Origin of the sequence: Streptomyces corynorhini, assembly GCF_003346515.1 — a bacterium.
In the GTDB taxonomy this organism is placed as follows: Bacteria; Actinomycetota; Actinomycetes; order Streptomycetales; family Streptomycetaceae; genus Streptomyces; species Streptomyces corynorhini.
Genome location: NZ_QQNA01000197.1, coordinates 25555 through 40432, shown reverse-complemented (window position 1 = coordinate 40432; position 14878 = coordinate 25555). Strand labels below are relative to the sequence as shown.

Sequence of the window (14878 nt, the reverse complement as noted above, 5' to 3'; positions counted from 1 at the left end):
CGCCGTGCCCAGCTTGGTCCCCGCCTTGCGCGACGCGTCGTCAGGCGCCAGAGCCAGCACCTGTTCCGCCGTCGGGCGCACCCCCGTCTTATCCATGCCCAAGACGGTAGAACCCGCCACTGACAATCGCTCCGACCTGCCAGGACGTGCTGGATCAGCGCTGGAGCAGCGGCATGGCGCCCCGCCCGTCCGCCGCGCGGTCCGACATCCGCCGCCCGCACCCCCTCCGGATCCGCCGCACCCCCTCCCGACTCGTCCGACCTGCGACGAAGACCGATTGTCAGTGGTGTGGTGCACCGTGGAACCCACATCAGGTCCATCGATCTGGAGGGGGATCCATGACCGTGCCCGGAACCACCGCGCAGCAGCCCACCGAGTCCACCGCGGACGCGCTCCTGCGCCCGCACGCCGAGGACGCGTTCGCCGACGAGCTGACGGCCCTGGCCTTGGCCGACGACCGGCAGCGGCCCGTCGGATGGCGGCTGTCGCCATGGGCCGTCGCCACCTATCTGCTCGGCGGCACCCTGCCCGACGGGACGGTGATCACGCCGAAGTACGTCGGACCACGCCGGATCGTGGAAGTCGCCGTCACCACCCTCGCCACCGACCGGGCGCTGCTGCTCCTCGGTGTGCCCGGCACGGCGAAGACCTGGGTGTCCGAGCATCTCGCGGCGGCCGTCAGCGGCGACTCCACCCTGCTGGTGCAGGGCACGGCGGGCACCCCCGAGGAGGCCATCCGCTACGGCTGGAACTACGCGCGACTGCTCGCCCACGGCCCCAGCCGCGACGCGCTCGTACCCAGCCCGGTGATGCGGGCCATGTCCGACGGCATGACCGCCCGGGTCGAGGAGCTGACCCGTATCCCCGCCGACGTGCAGGACTCGCTCATCACGATCCTCTCGGAGAAGACCCTGCCGGTGCCGGAGCTGGGACAGGAGGTGCAGGCCGTCCGCGGGTTCAACCTGATCGCCACGGCCAACGACCGCGACCGCGGGGTCAACGACCTCTCCAGCGCGCTGCGCCGCCGGTTCAACACCGTCGTCCTGCCGCTGCCCGCGACGCCGGAGGCGGAGGTCGGCATCGTCTCCCGCCGCGTCGACCAGCTGGGCCGCGCCCTCGACCTGCCGGGCGGTCCCGAGGGCATCGACGAGATCCGCCGGGTCGTCACGGTCTTCCGCGAGCTGCGCGACGGCGTCACGACCGACGGCCGTACGAAGCTCAAGTCCCCCTCGGGGGCGCTCTCCACCGCCGAGGCGATCTCCGTCGTCACCAACGGCCTCGCCCTCGCCGCCCACTTCGGCGACGGAGTGCTGCGGCCCGGCGACGTGGCGGCGGGCATCCTCGGCGCGGTCGTCCGCGACCCGGCGGCGGACCGGGTGATCTGGCAGGAGTACGTGGAGACGGTCGTGCGGGAGCGCGACGGCTGGAAGGACTTCTACCGCGCCTGCCGCGAGGTGAGCGCGTGACCACGGCACCCGCACCCCGCCCCGGCGGGCCGCTACTGCTCGGGATCCGCCACCACGGTCCGGGATCCGCTCGGGCCGTCCGCGCGGCGCTCGACGCCGCCGCGCCGAAGGTGGTGCTGATCGAGGGGCCGCCCGAGGGCGACGCGCTGCTGGCGCTCGCCGCCGACGAGGCGATGCGGCCGCCCGTCGCGCTCCTCGCCCACGCCGTGGACGATCCTGGCCGCGCGGCATTCTGGCCGCTGGCCGCGTTCTCCCCGGAGTGGATCGCGATCCGCTGGGCCCTGGCACACGGCGTACCGGCCCGGTTCATCGACCTGCCGGCGGCGCACTCCCTGGCCCTCGCCCAACAGGACGAGGCCCAACAGGACGAGGCCCAACAGGACGGGGCCCGGGAGGACCAGGCCGGGGAGGACAGGGCTCGGGAGGGCGGGGCCGGGGAGCGGGACGCGCCGTCCGCGCCCGAGGCACCGCACGGCCCCGAAGGCGCCGCGCTGCGCGTCGATCCGCTCGCCGTACTCGCCGAGGCCGCCGGTTACGACGACCCCGAGCGCTGGTGGGAGGACGCCGTCGAACACCGGAGCCCCGGCGCCGAGGCCGACCCCTTCGCACCGTTCGAGGGCGTCGCCGAGGCCATGGGCGCGCTCCGCGAGGAGTACGGCGACGGCGGGCGCACACGCGACCGCGTCCGCGAGGCCCACATGCGGCTCCAGCTGCGCGCGGCGCGCAGGGAGTTCAAGGAGTACGGCGACGAGGCGGTCGCCGTCGTCTGCGGTGCCTGGCACGTGCCCGCGCTCCGTGAGAAGACCACCGTCACCGCAGACCGCGCCCTGATCAAGGGGGTGCCCAAGCTCAAGGCCGACATCACCTGGGTGCCCTGGACCCACCGCCGCCTCGCCCGGCACAGCGGCTACGGCGCGGGCATCGACTCGCCCGGCTGGTACGGGCATCTCTTCGACGCGCCCGACCGGCCCGTGGAGCGCTGGCTCACCAAGGTCGCGGGGCTGCTCAGGGAGGAGGACCGGCCCGTCTCCTCCGCCCATGTCATCGAGGCGGTACGGCTCGCGGAGACTCTCGCCACCGTGCGCGGCAGACCGCTGGCCGGGCTCACCGAGACCGTCGACGCGGTCCGCGCGGTCATGTGCGAGGGCTCCGACGTGCCGCTCGCGCTCATCAGGGACCGGCTCATCGTCGGTGACGTCCTCGGCGAGGTCCCCGACACGGCGCCCGCCGTGCCGCTCCAGCGCGATCTCACCCGGCTCCAGCGCTCCCTGCGCCTCACACCGCAGGCCATGGAGCGCGAGGTCGACCTCGACCTGCGCAAGGAGAACGACGCGGCGAAGAGCGCGCTGCTGCACCGGCTGCGGCTGCTCGGCGTCGGCTGGGGCGAGCCCGCCGCGGGCCGGTCCGGCACCGGCACCTTCCGGGAGACCTGGCGGCTGTGCTGGGAGCCGGAGCTGTCCGTACGGGTCGCCGAGGCCGGTGTCTGGGGCACCACCGTGCTCTCCGCCGCCACCGCCAACGCCGAGTCCCGCGCCCGCGCCGCCACCACGCTGGCCGAGGTCACCGAGCTGGCCGAGCGCTGCCTCCCGGCCGGGCTGCCGGACGCCCTGCCCGCCGTGCTGCGGGCCCTCGCCGACCGCGCCGCACTCGACGCGGACGTGGGCCGGCTCGCCGGGGCGCTGCCCGCGCTGGCCCGTTCCCTGCGCTACGGCGACGTGCGCTCCACCGACACCGGGGCCCTCGGCGACGTGGCGACCGGGCTCGTCGAGCGGATCTGCGTGGGGCTGCCGCCCGCGTGCGCCGGGCTCGACGCGGACGGCGCCGCCGAGATGCGGCGCCATGTCGACCACGTGCACACCGCCGTCGGTCTCCTGACCGACGGCCGCGACCCGGGGCCCGCCGAGCGCTGGGAGGCCGTCCTGCGCAAGCTCGCCGAACGCGACACGGTGCCCGGGGTGATCCGGGGACGGGCGGCCAGGCTGCTGCTGGACGACGGGCGGCTCGCCCAGGACCGGGCCGCGCGGCTCATGGGGCTCGCGCTCTCGCCCGGCACCCCGCCGCCCGACGCCGCCGCCTGGATCGAGGGCTTCGTGGGCGGCGCCTCCGGGGGCGGCATGCTCCTGGTCCACGACGAACGACTCCTCGGCCTGATCGACACCTGGCTCACCGCGGTGGCGCCGGGCTCCTTCACCGATGTCCTGCCGCTGCTGCGGCGGACGTTCTCCGGATACGAGCCGGGCGTACGGCGCACGCTGGGCGAGCTGATCCGCCGCGGCGGCGACGGCGGCTCCGGCTCCGGTTCCGGCGGGGGAGCGGCGCGGGCCGGGACCGCCGCCGTACCCGGGTTCGGCCCCGGACTGGACACGGCCCGCGCCGACGCCGTGATGCCGGTGCTCGCACTCATCCTCGGCACGGACGAGGACCCCGGCGCCCAGCGCCCCGAAGCCCAGGACCGCGGGGCACTCGTGGAGGTGACGGCATGACCGGAGAGACCGGAATCGACCGTACGAACGCCGACCCCGGCACCGACCCCGGCCCCGGCACCGATCCCAGCCCCGTCACCGACCCCGTCACCGACCCCGTCACCGACAGCGGCGGCGAGCGGCTGCGCCGCTGGCGGATGGTGCTCGGCGGGGAGGGCGCCGACGGTACGGGGCACGCGCTCTCCGGCACGGACGCGGCGATGGACTCCGCGCTGGCCGCGCTGTACGGAGCCGACCGCGGCGGCCGGGACGGCGGGCGGGACGGCAGGCGGACGGCCGGGCTGGGGGCCTCCGCGCCGTCCGTGGCGCGCTGGCTCGGTGATATCCGTACGTACTTCCCCGGCTCCGTCGTCCAGGTCATGCAGCGTGACGCGATCGAGCGGCTCGGACTCGCCTCGCTGCTGCTGGAGCCCGAGATGCTGGAAGCGGTGGAGCCCGACGTCCATCTCGTCTCCACCCTGCTCTCGCTCAACAAGGCGATGCCCGAGACGACCAGGGAGACCGCCCGCGCCGTCGTGCGCAAGGTGGTCCAGGACATCGAGAAGCGCCTCGCCACCCGCACCAGGGCCACGCTCACCGGCGCGCTCGACCGCTCCGCGCGCGTCAGCAGACCGCGCCACCGGGACATCGACTGGGACCGCACCATCCGGGCCAACCTCAAGAACTATCTCCCCGAGCGGCGCACGGTCGTCCCGGAGCGGCTCATCGGATACGGCAGGGCCGCGCAGTCCGTGAAGAAGGAGGTCGTCCTCTGCATCGACCAGTCGGGGTCGATGGCCGCGTCCGTCGTCTACGCCTCCGTCTTCGGCGCCGTCCTCGCCTCCATGCGGTCCCTCGCGACCCGGCTGGTCGTCTTCGACACGGCCGTGGTCGACCTGACCGACCAGCTCGACGACCCCGTCGACGTCCTGTTCGGCACGCAGCTCGGCGGCGGCACCGACATCAACCGGGCGCTCGCGTACTGCCAGTCGAAGATCACCCGTCCGGCCGACACCGTCGTCGTTCTCATCAGCGACCTCTACGAGGGCGGGATACGGGACGAGATGCTCAAGCGGGTCGCCGCGATGAAGGCGTCCGGCGTGGGGTTCGTGGCGCTGCTCGCGCTGTCGGACGAGGGAGCGCCCGCGTACGACCGGGAACACGCGGCGGCCCTCGCCGCGCTCGGCGCTCCCGCGTTCGCCTGCACCCCTGATCTCTTCCCCGAGGTGATGGCGGCGGCCATCGAGAGACGCCCGATACCCGTCCCGGACCCGGAGCTGCCGGGCCCGGTGCCCGCCGGCTGACCGTCCCCGCCGACACCCGTCGGCACCTGCTGAAACACCGGTGACAAGGGGGTCGCCAGTACGAGATGTGACAGGTATCACCGCTCTGTGACAGGTATCACCGCTCAGCTGTGATCCGCGATTTACGGACCCACGGCCCACGGGGATAACCTGCGAGACGGACATGCCGCGTACCGGACCGCGTGTACGCCTTCCTCAGTGACAGCGCAGTCACGTTGCCCTCCGCGGCACGCCCACGCAGACAACGAACCCGCGATCACCAGGCTGCGGTTTTTAAAGACAAGGGACGGACGCGCGTGGACCTGTTCGAGTATCAGGCGAGGGACCTCTTCGCCAAGCACGGTGTACCGGTGCTGGCCGGTGAAGTCATCGAGACGCCTGAAGCGGCGCGCGAGGTGACGGAGCGTCTCGGCGGCAAGGCCGTCGTCAAGGCGCAGGTCAAGGTCGGTGGCCGAGGCAAGGCCGGTGGCGTGAAGCTGGCCGCCGACGCCGCCGACGCCGTGGAGAAGGCCGGTCAGATCCTGGGCATGGACATCAAGGGCCACACGGTCCACAAGGTGATGCTCGCCCAGACCGCGGACATCGCGGAGGAGTACTACGTCTCCTTCCTGCTGGACCGCACCAACCGCACCTTCCTCGCGATGGCCTCCGTCGAGGGCGGCGTCGAGATCGAGGTCGTCGCGGAGGAGAACCCCGACGCGCTGGCCAAGATCCCGGTCGACGCCTACGAGGGCTGCACCCCGGAGAAGGCCGCCGAGATCGTCGCCGCCGCGAAGTTCCCGGCCGAGATCGCCGACCAGGTCGCGGACGTGCTCCAGAAGCTGTGGACCGTCTTCATCAAGGAGGACGCCCTCCTCGTCGAGGTCAACCCGCTGATCAAGTCCGGCGACGGCAAGATCATCGCGCTCGACGGCAAGGTCTCGCTCGACGAGAACGCCGAGTTCCGCCAGCCCGAGCACGAGGCGCTGGAGGACAAGGCCGCGGCCAACCCGCTGGAGGCCGCCGCCAAGGCCAAGAACCTCAACTACGTCAAGCTCGACGGCGAGGTCGGCATCATCGGCAACGGCGCGGGTCTGGTCATGTCGACCCTCGACGTCGTCGCGTACGCCGGTGAGGCCCACGGCGGCGTGAAGCCCGCCAACTTCCTCGACATCGGCGGCGGCGCCTCGGCCGAGGTCATGGCGAACGGGCTGGAGATCATCCTCGGCGACCCGGACGTCAAGTCCGTCTTCGTCAACGTCTTCGGTGGCATCACCGCGTGCGACGAGGTCGCCAACGGCATCGTCCAGGCTCTTGAGCTGCTCAAGAGCAAGGGCGAGAACGTCTCGAAGCCGCTCGTCGTGCGTCTCGACGGCAACAACGCGGAGCTGGGTCGCAAGATCCTCTCCGACGCCAACCACCCGCTGGTGCAGCGCGTGGACACCATGGACGGGGCGGCCGACAAGGCCGCCGAGCTGGCCGCGGCCAAGTAAGGGACGAGGGAAACCACAACCATGGCTATTTTCCTGACCAAGGAAAGCAAGGTCATCGTCCAAGGCATGACCGGCGCCACCGGCATGAAGCACACCAAGCTCATGCTCGCCGACGGCACCAACATCGTCGGCGGCGTGAACCCCCGTAAGGCCGGCACGTCCGTCGACTTCGACGGCACCTCCGTACCCGTCTTCGGCTCCGTGGCCGAGGCCATCGAGAAGACCGGCGCCGACGTCTCCGTCGTCTTCGTGCCGCCGGCCTTCGCCAAGGCCGCCGTCGTCGAGGCGATCGACGCCGAGATCGGTCTCGCCGTCGTGATCACCGAGGGCATCGCGGTCCACGACTCCGCCGCCTTCTGGGCGTACGCGGGCAGCAAGGGCAACAAGACCCGCATCATCGGTCCCAACTGCCCCGGCCTGATCACCCCCGGCCAGTCCAACGCCGGCATCATCCCGGGCGACATCACCAAGCCCGGCCGCATCGGTCTCGTGTCCAAGTCCGGCACGCTGACCTACCAGATGATGTACGAGCTGCGCGACATCGGCTTCTCCTCCGCCGTCGGCATCGGCGGCGACCCCGTCATCGGGACGACGCACATCGACGCGCTCGCCGCGTTCGAGGCCGACCCCGAGACCGACCTCATCGTGATGATCGGCGAGATCGGCGGCGACGCCGAGGAGCGCGCCGCCGACTTCATCGCGAAGAACGTCACCAAGCCGGTCGTCGGCTACGTCGCGGGCTTCACCGCGCCCGAGGGCAAGACCATGGGCCACGCCGGCGCCATCGTCTCCGGCTCCTCCGGCACGGCCCAGGCGAAGAAGGAGGCCCTGGAGGCCGCCGGTGTGAAGGTCGGCAAGACGCCGACCGAGACGGCCGGGCTCGCCCGCGCCATCCTCGCCGGCTGAATCCCGGACCCGATCCGGCACCACGCGCGTGGGCCCGCACCCCGGTCAGGGGTGCGGGCCCACGCGCGTGCGGCGCTCAGACCGGACGCGGTACGAGGCGGTAGGGGCCGTTCATCGGTTCGGCGCGCAGCCGGTCGCGCAGCTTCAGGTCCTGCGGGCTCAGCCGCTGCGGACCCGAGGCGCCCGGTACCCCGCCGACCGGCTCGGCCGGGGCGAGCCGGGGCTCGTAGTGGGTCGGGGCGGTGGCCAGCGTGAACGACGTGGCCCCCAGGATCAGCGCCGTGAAGGCGATGGCCGCCCGTGTCCAGAGCCGGATCCGCCGCTCGCTGCGCGACCGCACGGCGAGCGGCGGGGCGAGCTTCGGCGGCGTCACCGTACGGGCGAGCGTGCCGAGGCGCTCGTGCAGCACCTCGGGGTCCGCCAGCTCGGGCAGCCGCGCGGTGACCGCGTCGCGGGCGTACGTCAGCCGGTTGACGGTGGCCGGGGTGCTCGCCTCGGTCTCCGCAGCGGTCTCCGGCAGATTCAGCCCCAGTCCGTCGTAGAGCAGCAGGGTGCGACGGTACGCGGGCGGCAGGGCCAGCAGCGCCTCGTGCAGCGCCCGCGCGCCGGGCCCCCCGTCGCCGGGCCCCGCACGGTCGGGCCGTCGGCCGACGCGGCGCATCTTGTGCCAGGGCGACATGGCGTACTCGTACGCGGCGACCCGTACCCAGCCCGCCGGGTCCCGGTCGACGGCGACCTCGGGCCAGCGCTGCCAGGCGAGGTGGAACGCCTGTTCGACGGACTCCTTGGACAGCGCGCGCCGACCGGTGAGCAGGAACGCCTGACGGGCCAGGGAGGGCGCCGAGTGGGTGTACAGCGCGTCGAACGCCTGGTCGGGTGTGTCCGGTACGGGTAGGGGCGCGGGGCGTGACTCCGCCTCGATTCCCGCCTCGGCCGCCCCGGTCCCGGCCCCGGCGACGTGGCCGGGACCGGCAGTGGCGTCGGCCTCGGCGTCGGCATGGGCATGGGCATCCGCATCAGCGGAAGGAGCGGCAGCGGGAGGACCGGCGGCGGGACCGGCGCCGGCCCGGGAGGCGGGAGCGGGGTCCAGCTCCCGGGCGACGGTCGCCGTCGCCGTCCGCTCCTGGCCGTCCCCGTCGTCCCGAGGCGGCGGCCCGGTCGGGAAGGCCGGGGAGCCGTGTGTGCTGTGCAGGCGCGCCGCCGAACGCGCCTGGGCGGCCTTCACCGCCTCCCGTTCGGCTTTTCTCGCCTGCGCCTCCCGCTGCCGGATCTCCGCCTCGATCCCGGCGAGCAGCTTCGCGTACGTCTGTCCCTTGCGCCCTCGGGGAGTCGTACGCCCGGTCTCCCAGGACCGGATCGTCGAGCGGGTGACACCCACCGCCGTGGCGACCTGCTTCTCGGTCATCGACTTCGCCTCACGCAGTCTGCGGCGCTCCGTGGGGGAGGGCAGCGAGGCGTCGGGAGCGCCGGAGAGGGCGGTGACGGCCGGTTCCGCGGCCTTCCGCGTGGTGTTCTGCGTCATGTCGGACTCCCGGCAGCACTGCCGTCCTTGGCATAAAAGCACATAAACGTATATTGAGCGACACGGCGAGTAATCGCCTGTTACGCGGATAAAGCGCGTGTCGTGGGCAGCATGGCGGCGTGACCCAATTGACCGATCGCGGCACGGCGTTGTCCTCGGCCTCGGCCGTGGAGCGCGGCCGGGCCGCCGCGCTGACCACCTCTTTTCTCCGTGGAGTCCTCGCCGCGAGCCTCGGGCTCGGCGCTCTCGCCGTGCTCGTGATGGCGATGTGGATCATTTCGCCGTACCCGGACAGCGGAGCCGGCCCCGGGCTGCGGGTCGCCGCCGGGCTCTGGCTGCTGGCGCACGGGGTGGAGCTGGTGCGCCCCGACACCCTCTCCGGGGCTCCCGCGCCGCTCGGTGTCGTGCCCCTGCTGCTCACGGCCCTGCCGGTCTGGCTGGTGTACCGGGCGGCGAGGGACACGCTCGAACCGGACGAGGGGCGTCCGCAGCTCACCGCGATCGGCGCCGTGTGCACGGTGTCCGGTGGATATCTGCTGGTCGGCGCGGCGGCGGTGCTCTGGGCCGCGGGCGGGCCGCTCATCGCGCCCCCGGCGCGCGCCGCTCTCGCGCTGCCCGCGCTGACGCTGCTGTCCGCGACGGCCGGGGCCTGGCGGGCGGGCGGCGGACGGGCGCGCGGCCCGCTGCCGCTGTGGCTGCCGGGCGCCGTACGGGCGGCGCTGGTCCGTACGGTGGGGGCGCCCGAGGCGCGGCGGCGGTCGGCGGCCGCGGTGCGGGCCGGGGCGGCGGCGGCGCTGCTGCTGTTGGGCGGGGGCGCGCTGCTGGTCGGGGTCTCCCTGTGCTGGCACGCGGACCCGGCCCACGCGTCGTTCACCCGGCTCGCGGGCGACTGGTCGGGGCGGTTCGCCCTGTTGCTGCTGGGGCTGGCCCTGGTGCCGAACGCGGCGGTCTGGGGCGCGGCGTACGGGCTGGGGCCCGGCTTCGCGCTCGGTACGGCGGCGACCGCCACCCCGCTCGGCGTCCTCGGCAGCCCGGCGCTGCCGTCGTTCCCGCTGCTCGCCGCGGTGCCGACCGGGACCGGGACGGCGCCGAACTGGGCGGTGGGCGCGGTGCCCGCCGCCGCCGGGCTGGCGGTCGCCTGGTTCACGGTCCGTGCGGCGGCGCCGCCGTACTCCGTACGGGAGGAGGCGTGGGGCGTGCGGGCGACCGCGTCGACGGCTGCCCTGGCGGGCGTGGTCTGCGCCGTTCTGGCGGCGGTTCTGGCGGCGATGGCGGGCGGCCGGCTCGGCACGGGTGAGCTGGCGGCCTTCGGCCCGGTGTGGTGGTCGACGGGCGCCGCCGCCCTGGTGTGGACGGTGACCCTGGGGGTGCCGGTGGCGCTGTTGCTGCGGGTCTGGCGGCTCAGGGAGCGGCGGCGGCCGGGAGGCTTCCGTACGGCGGCGGAGCGGACGGCTCCGGAGGCCGCGGGCGGCTCCGCTGCCGAGAAGCAGGAAGGGAAGCGTGGGAAGGAAGGGAAGCCCCGGAAGGAGGGGAAGCGTGGGAAGGAGGGGAAGCGTGGGAAGGAAGAGGAGCGCGGCGCCGTGGAGGTGGGTGCCCGCCGCCGGACGTTCTGGCGGCGGCGCGTACGCGGCGCACCGGCAGCGACGGCAGCGACGGCAGCCGGTGCGGCCGGTGCCGCGGTGGCCGCCGCCGGTGCCGCCGGTTCACCCGCCGGTGCGGTGGGTGTGCTGGACGATCCGGACGGAGCGCCCTACGACTTCCTGCCGGCCGACGCCTGGCACGAGCGCGGGGCCCGGGAGGCGCGCTGGGCGTCGTTCAAGGAAGCGTCCGGCGGCCTGATGGCCGACTTCCCCGCGATGGCCCCGGAAACGACTCCGCCGGAACCGTCCTCCGGCGAGGAGGACGATTCCGGCGGGATCGAGAACGAGAACGCCAACGGAAGTGCAAACGGGAGCGGGAGCGGGGCGCGGGAACGGGAACGGGAGGAGTGAGCCACCGAGCGTCGGCGGCGGCGCGTGACCGTCCGCTCACCGAACCGGACGCTCAAGCACGAAGCCGGACGCGAGCCGCCGCTGCCCGCCGCCGACTACTCCTTGACGCCGAACAGCGGCTCCAGCGAACGCGGCAGCAGCTCGTTGCACGAGAGCTGGCCCGTCTTCGTCAGTGAGTCGTTCACGCAGGAGTAGTAGTCGCGGTAGACCAGCTGCACGGTGAAGAGCGTCGCCACGCAGGCCAGCGCGATACCGGCCGCCACGATGCCGCTCACCGCGGCCGTCGTCTGCGGCCGGGTGGACGCGGGGGAGGCGCTCTTGTCCTGGCCGTTCTGCCCGGACCACGGATCGGCAGCCGTCCCCGACCGGGGCGTCTTCTCCATCCGTACCGGAGCCGGGGAGGATCCGTCGGTGACGGCCTTCTCCCCCTCGTCCCGCTTCTTGCCCGACTTGTTACGCAGCGAGCTGCCGCCCCAGTACACGGCGAGGGAGCCGAGGAGCAGCGCGATCTCCGGGAGGTCGAAGAGCACGAAGAACACCGCCCACATGCCCGCGAGCAGCGCGTAACGGGCCCGGCGCTGTGATACGTCCGTCGGGTCCCAGCGCAGCCCGCCGCGACCGCCCTCGGGGTTGTCCTTGCCGCTCCCCGGGCCGTTCTGCCCGTTCTGGCTCCCCGGGCGGCTGCCGAAGCCGCCCGACGAACGGCCGGGCTGGCGGCTGCTCCACTGGCTGCCCCAACCACCACGGCCCGAGCCCGAGCCCGAGCCGGAACCCGAGCCCGAGCCGGAACCCGAGCCCGAGCCCGAGCCCGAGCCGGAACCCGAGCCCGAACCGGAGTCGCCGTCCGGCGAATCGCCGTTCGCGGGGTGGCGCGGCTGCCAGGGCTGGTCGGCGCTGCCCTCGGGCGGCGGCGCGAACGGATTGTCGTCGGAGGGCCGCTTGGAACCGGCGGAACCGGCGGAATCGGTGGCGTCCGTGGAAGAGGACTGGCGTTCCCGTGGCAGCAGCACCGGCCCAGAGGGCGGCGGGAGGTGGAGCGCCGTACGGCGGCGTCGGTCCGGCATCTGGTGAACGTCTTCCCCTCAGACCCTGCGCGCGGGGGTCTTCTCTCGTCATGGTCGGTCGCGGAGACAAACCCTGTCCCCAGACGCTACCTCCCGTCCCAGGACTTGTCGTCAAGGGGCGTCGGACCATGATCGCCGCCCGTCGGACGACAGCAGGGCCCCGGAGGAGCGGGTACGTGCCCGGCCCCCGTCCCGTGGGGACCGTGCGAAGTGCCGGTATCGTTGCTGACGGTCGGCCTCTTCGTAGAGTTCCCCGTATCCGGGAACGTGACTCGTTCGTACGACCGCACAAAGTCGTACGGTCGCGCCAAGTCGCCGTCCACACAACGCCGCACGCCCCCGAGAGGCCGTGCTCGCTCCGAGAAAGGCGCCCGCCGTGGCCTCCCCGCCCTCCCCGTCGCCCCGGTCCTTCCCGGCCGGTCCGCCCGCGCGGCCGGCCCGCCTGGTGGTGCTGGTCTCCGGTTCCGGTACGAACCTCCAGGCGCTGTTGGACGCCATCGGCGACGACCCCGCGGCCTACGGGGCGCACATCGTCGCCGTCGGCGCGGACCGGAGCGCGATCGCCGGTCTGGAGCGCGCCGAGCGCGCCGGGCTGCCGACGTTCGTCCGGCGCGTGAAGGACTACGGAACGCGTGACGAGTGGGACGCCGCGCTCACCGAGGCGGTCGCCGCGCACGAGCCCGACCTCGTGATCTCGGCCGGTTTCATGAAGATCGTGGGGAAGGAGTTCCTCGCCCGCTTCGGCGGCCGGGTCGTCAACACCCACCCCGCCCTGCTCCCCAGCTTTCCCGGTGCCCACGGCGTGCGCGACGCGCTCGCCTACGGAGCGAAGGTCACCGGCTGCACCGTCCACTTCGTCGACGACGGCGTCGACACCGGCCCGATCATCGCGCAGGGCGTGGTCGAGGTGCGGGACGAGGACGATGAAGACGCTCTCCACGAGCGCATCAAGGAAGTCGAGCGACGCCTGCTCGTCGAGGTCGTGGGGCGTCTGGCCCGGCACGGCTACCGCATTGAGGGACGAAAGGTAACGATCCAGTGACCGCCGAAGGTACGAAGCGCCCGATCCGCAGGGCTCTGGTCAGCGTCTACGACAAGACCGGCCTCGAAGAGCTGGCCCGTGGACTGCACGAGGCGGGCGTCACCCTGGTCTCGACCGGCTCCACCGCCTCGAAGATCGCCGCAGCGGGCGTGCCCGTCACCAAGGTCGAGGAGCTGACCGGCTTCCCCGAGTGCCTGGACGGCCGGGTCAAGACGCTGCACCCGCGCGTCCACGCCGGCATCCTCGCCGACCTGCGGCTGGAGGCGCACCGTGAGCAGCTCGCCGAGCTGGACATCGAGCCGTTCGACCTGGTCGTCGTGAACCTCTACCCGTTCCGCGAGACGGTCGCCTCCGGCGCCTCGCCCGACGAGTGCGTCGAGCAGATCGACATCGGCGGCCCCTCCATGGTCCGCGCCGCCGCCAAGAACCATCCCTCGGTCGCCGTCGTCACCAGCCCCGAGCGGTACGCGGACGTCCTCGGCGCCGCCCAGGACGGCGGGTTCGACCTCACCACCCGCAAGCGCCTCGCGGCGGAGGCGTTCCAGCACACCGCCGCGTACGACGTGGCCGTCGCCTCCTGGTTCGCCGACGCCCGCGGCGGAGCCGCTGATGAACACGGCGCGGCGGACGCCGACGGCGAAGGCTTCCCGGACTCCCTCGGCGCCACGTACACCCTCAAGAACGTGCTCCGTTACGGCGAGAACCCGCACCAGCCCGCCGCGCTCTACACCAGCGCCGAAGGCGGTCTCGCCGAGGCCGAGCAGCTGCACGGCAAGGAGATGTCGTACAACAACTACACCGACACGGACGCCGCGCACCGTGCCGCGTACGACCACGCCGAGCCGTGCGTCGCGATCATCAAGCACGCCAACCCGTGCGGCATCGCCATCGGTGACGATGTCGCCGAGGCGCACCGCAAGGCGCACGAGTGCGACCCGCTGTCCGCGTTCGGCGGTGTGATCGCCGTCAACCGGCCGGTCTCCGTCGCGATGGCCGAGCAGGTCGCGGAGATCTTCACCGAGGTCATCGTCGCGCCCGGCTACGAGGACGGCGCCGTCGAGGTGCTGGCCCGCAAGAAGAACATCCGCGTGCTGCGCTGCCCCGACGCGCCCTCGGCGCGGGTCGAGGTCAAGCCGATCGACGGCGGCGCGCTGCTCCAGGTCACCGACCGGCTCCAGGCCGACGGCGACGACCCGGCCAACTGGACCCTCGCCACGGGCGAGGCGCTCTCCGAGGCCGAGCTGCGCGAACTGGCCTTCGCCTGGAAGGCGTCCCGCGCGGTCAAGTCCAACGCGATCCTGCTCGCCAAGGGCGGCGCCTCCGTGGGCGTCGGCATGGGCCAGGTCAACCGCGTCGACTCCGCGAAGCTCGCGGTCGAGCGCGCGGGCGAGGAGCGGGCGCGCGGCGCGTACGCGGCCTCCGACGCGTTCTTCCCGTTCCCCGACGGTCTGGAGATCCTGCTGGCGGCGGGCGTCAAGGCGGTCGTCCAGCCCGGCGGTTCGGTCCGCGACGAGCAGGTCGTCGAGGCGGCGCGCGCGGCGGGCGCCACGATGTACTTCACGGGGACGCGCCACTTCTTCCACTGACCCGCCGACCCGCCGACCCGCCGACCCGCCGATCCGCTGATCGGTCGATGACGCGCCGATGAC

General features: G+C 73.4%; 10 protein-coding genes. 8 read left to right on the top strand and 2 right to left on the bottom strand.

Annotated elements, in window-relative coordinates; genetic code table 11:
- Window positions 1-338: 338 nt before the first annotated feature.
- The 5 genes from DVH02_RS23455 to sucD all read left to right on the top strand — a co-directional run bounded on the left by DVH02_RS23455 (window position 339) and on the right by sucD (window position 7610).
- Entirely contained in the window at window positions 339-1466 is a 1128-nt protein-coding gene (locus DVH02_RS23455; RefSeq protein WP_114625802.1) for an ATP-binding protein, read from the top strand.
- Window positions 1463-3949 carry a DUF5682 family protein gene (locus tag DVH02_RS23450; RefSeq protein WP_114625801.1) on the top strand — a complete coding sequence of 829 codons (2487 nt, stop codon included), beginning with the start codon at window positions 1463-1465 and terminating at the stop codon, window positions 3947-3949. The genes DVH02_RS23455 and DVH02_RS23450 overlap by 4 nt, the downstream gene beginning before the upstream one ends.
- Window positions 3950-4086: 137 nt before the next feature.
- Window positions 4087-5232, top strand: coding sequence for a VWA domain-containing protein (locus DVH02_RS23445; protein ID WP_114625808.1), 1146 nt, complete (start codon window positions 4087-4089; stop codon window positions 5230-5232).
- 296 nt (window positions 5233-5528) lie between these two features.
- On the top strand, window positions 5529-6704 hold the full coding sequence (gene sucC / locus DVH02_RS23440; protein WP_114625800.1) for an ADP-forming succinate--CoA ligase subunit beta: 1176 nt from the start codon (window positions 5529-5531) through the stop codon (window positions 6702-6704).
- 21 nt (window positions 6705-6725) lie between these two features.
- Window positions 6726-7610: a succinate--CoA ligase subunit alpha gene (gene sucD / locus DVH02_RS23435; RefSeq protein WP_114625799.1), complete on the top strand. Its 885-nt coding sequence runs from the start codon at window positions 6726-6728 to the stop codon at window positions 7608-7610.
- A 76-nt stretch (window positions 7611-7686) separates the two neighbouring features.
- On the opposite strand, the gene DVH02_RS23430 is transcribed toward sucD, so the two are convergent.
- Complete coding sequence (locus DVH02_RS23430; protein WP_114625798.1) at window positions 7687-9132, bottom strand: helix-turn-helix domain-containing protein; 1446 nt, start codon at window positions 9130-9132, stop codon at window positions 7687-7689.
- Between the two features lie 119 nt (window positions 9133-9251).
- Here DVH02_RS23430 and DVH02_RS23425 point away from each other — a divergent pair, with 119 nt between their 5' ends.
- Window positions 9252-11123: a cell division protein PerM gene (locus tag DVH02_RS23425; protein WP_147286112.1), complete on the top strand. Its 1872-nt coding sequence runs from the start codon at window positions 9252-9254 to the stop codon at window positions 11121-11123.
- 95 nt (window positions 11124-11218) lie between these two features.
- Here DVH02_RS23425 and DVH02_RS35250 read toward each other — a convergent pair whose 3' ends face one another.
- Window positions 11219-12187, bottom strand: a complete 969-nt coding sequence (locus DVH02_RS35250) for a hypothetical protein (RefSeq protein WP_158575929.1) — start codon at window positions 12185-12187, stop codon at window positions 11219-11221.
- Window positions 12188-12563: 376 nt separating this feature from the next.
- On the opposite strand from DVH02_RS35250, the gene purN reads away from it, so the two are divergent.
- Complete coding sequence (gene purN / locus DVH02_RS23410; protein WP_114625794.1) at window positions 12564-13229, top strand: phosphoribosylglycinamide formyltransferase; 666 nt, start codon at window positions 12564-12566, stop codon at window positions 13227-13229.
- Window positions 13226-14815 (top strand): bifunctional phosphoribosylaminoimidazolecarboxamide formyltransferase/IMP cyclohydrolase, encoded by a 1590-nt coding sequence (gene purH, locus DVH02_RS23405; RefSeq protein WP_114625793.1) that lies wholly within the window; start codon window positions 13226-13228, stop codon window positions 14813-14815. The genes purN and purH overlap by 4 nt, the downstream gene beginning before the upstream one ends.
- Window positions 14816-14878: the final 63 nt, after the last annotated feature.

Excerpts from the sequence above, each read along its gene's own strand:
- DVH02_RS23455 (WP_114625802.1), top strand. The coding sequence starts at position 339 with ATGACCGTGCCCGGAACCACCGCGCAGCAGCCCACCGAGTCCACCGCG.
- DVH02_RS23445 (WP_114625808.1), top strand. The coding sequence starts at position 4,087 with ATGGTGCTCGGCGGGGAGGGCGCCGACGGTACGGGGCACGCGCTCTCC.
- sucD (WP_114625799.1), top strand. The coding sequence starts at position 6,726 with ATGGCTATTTTCCTGACCAAGGAAAGCAAGGTCATCGTCCAAGGCATG.
- DVH02_RS23430 (WP_114625798.1), bottom strand. The coding sequence starts at position 9,132 with ATGACGCAGAACACCACGCGGAAGGCCGCGGAACCGGCCGTCACCGCC.
- DVH02_RS35250 (WP_158575929.1), bottom strand. The coding sequence starts at position 12,187 with ATGCCGGACCGACGCCGCCGTACGGCGCTCCACCTCCCGCCGCCCTCT.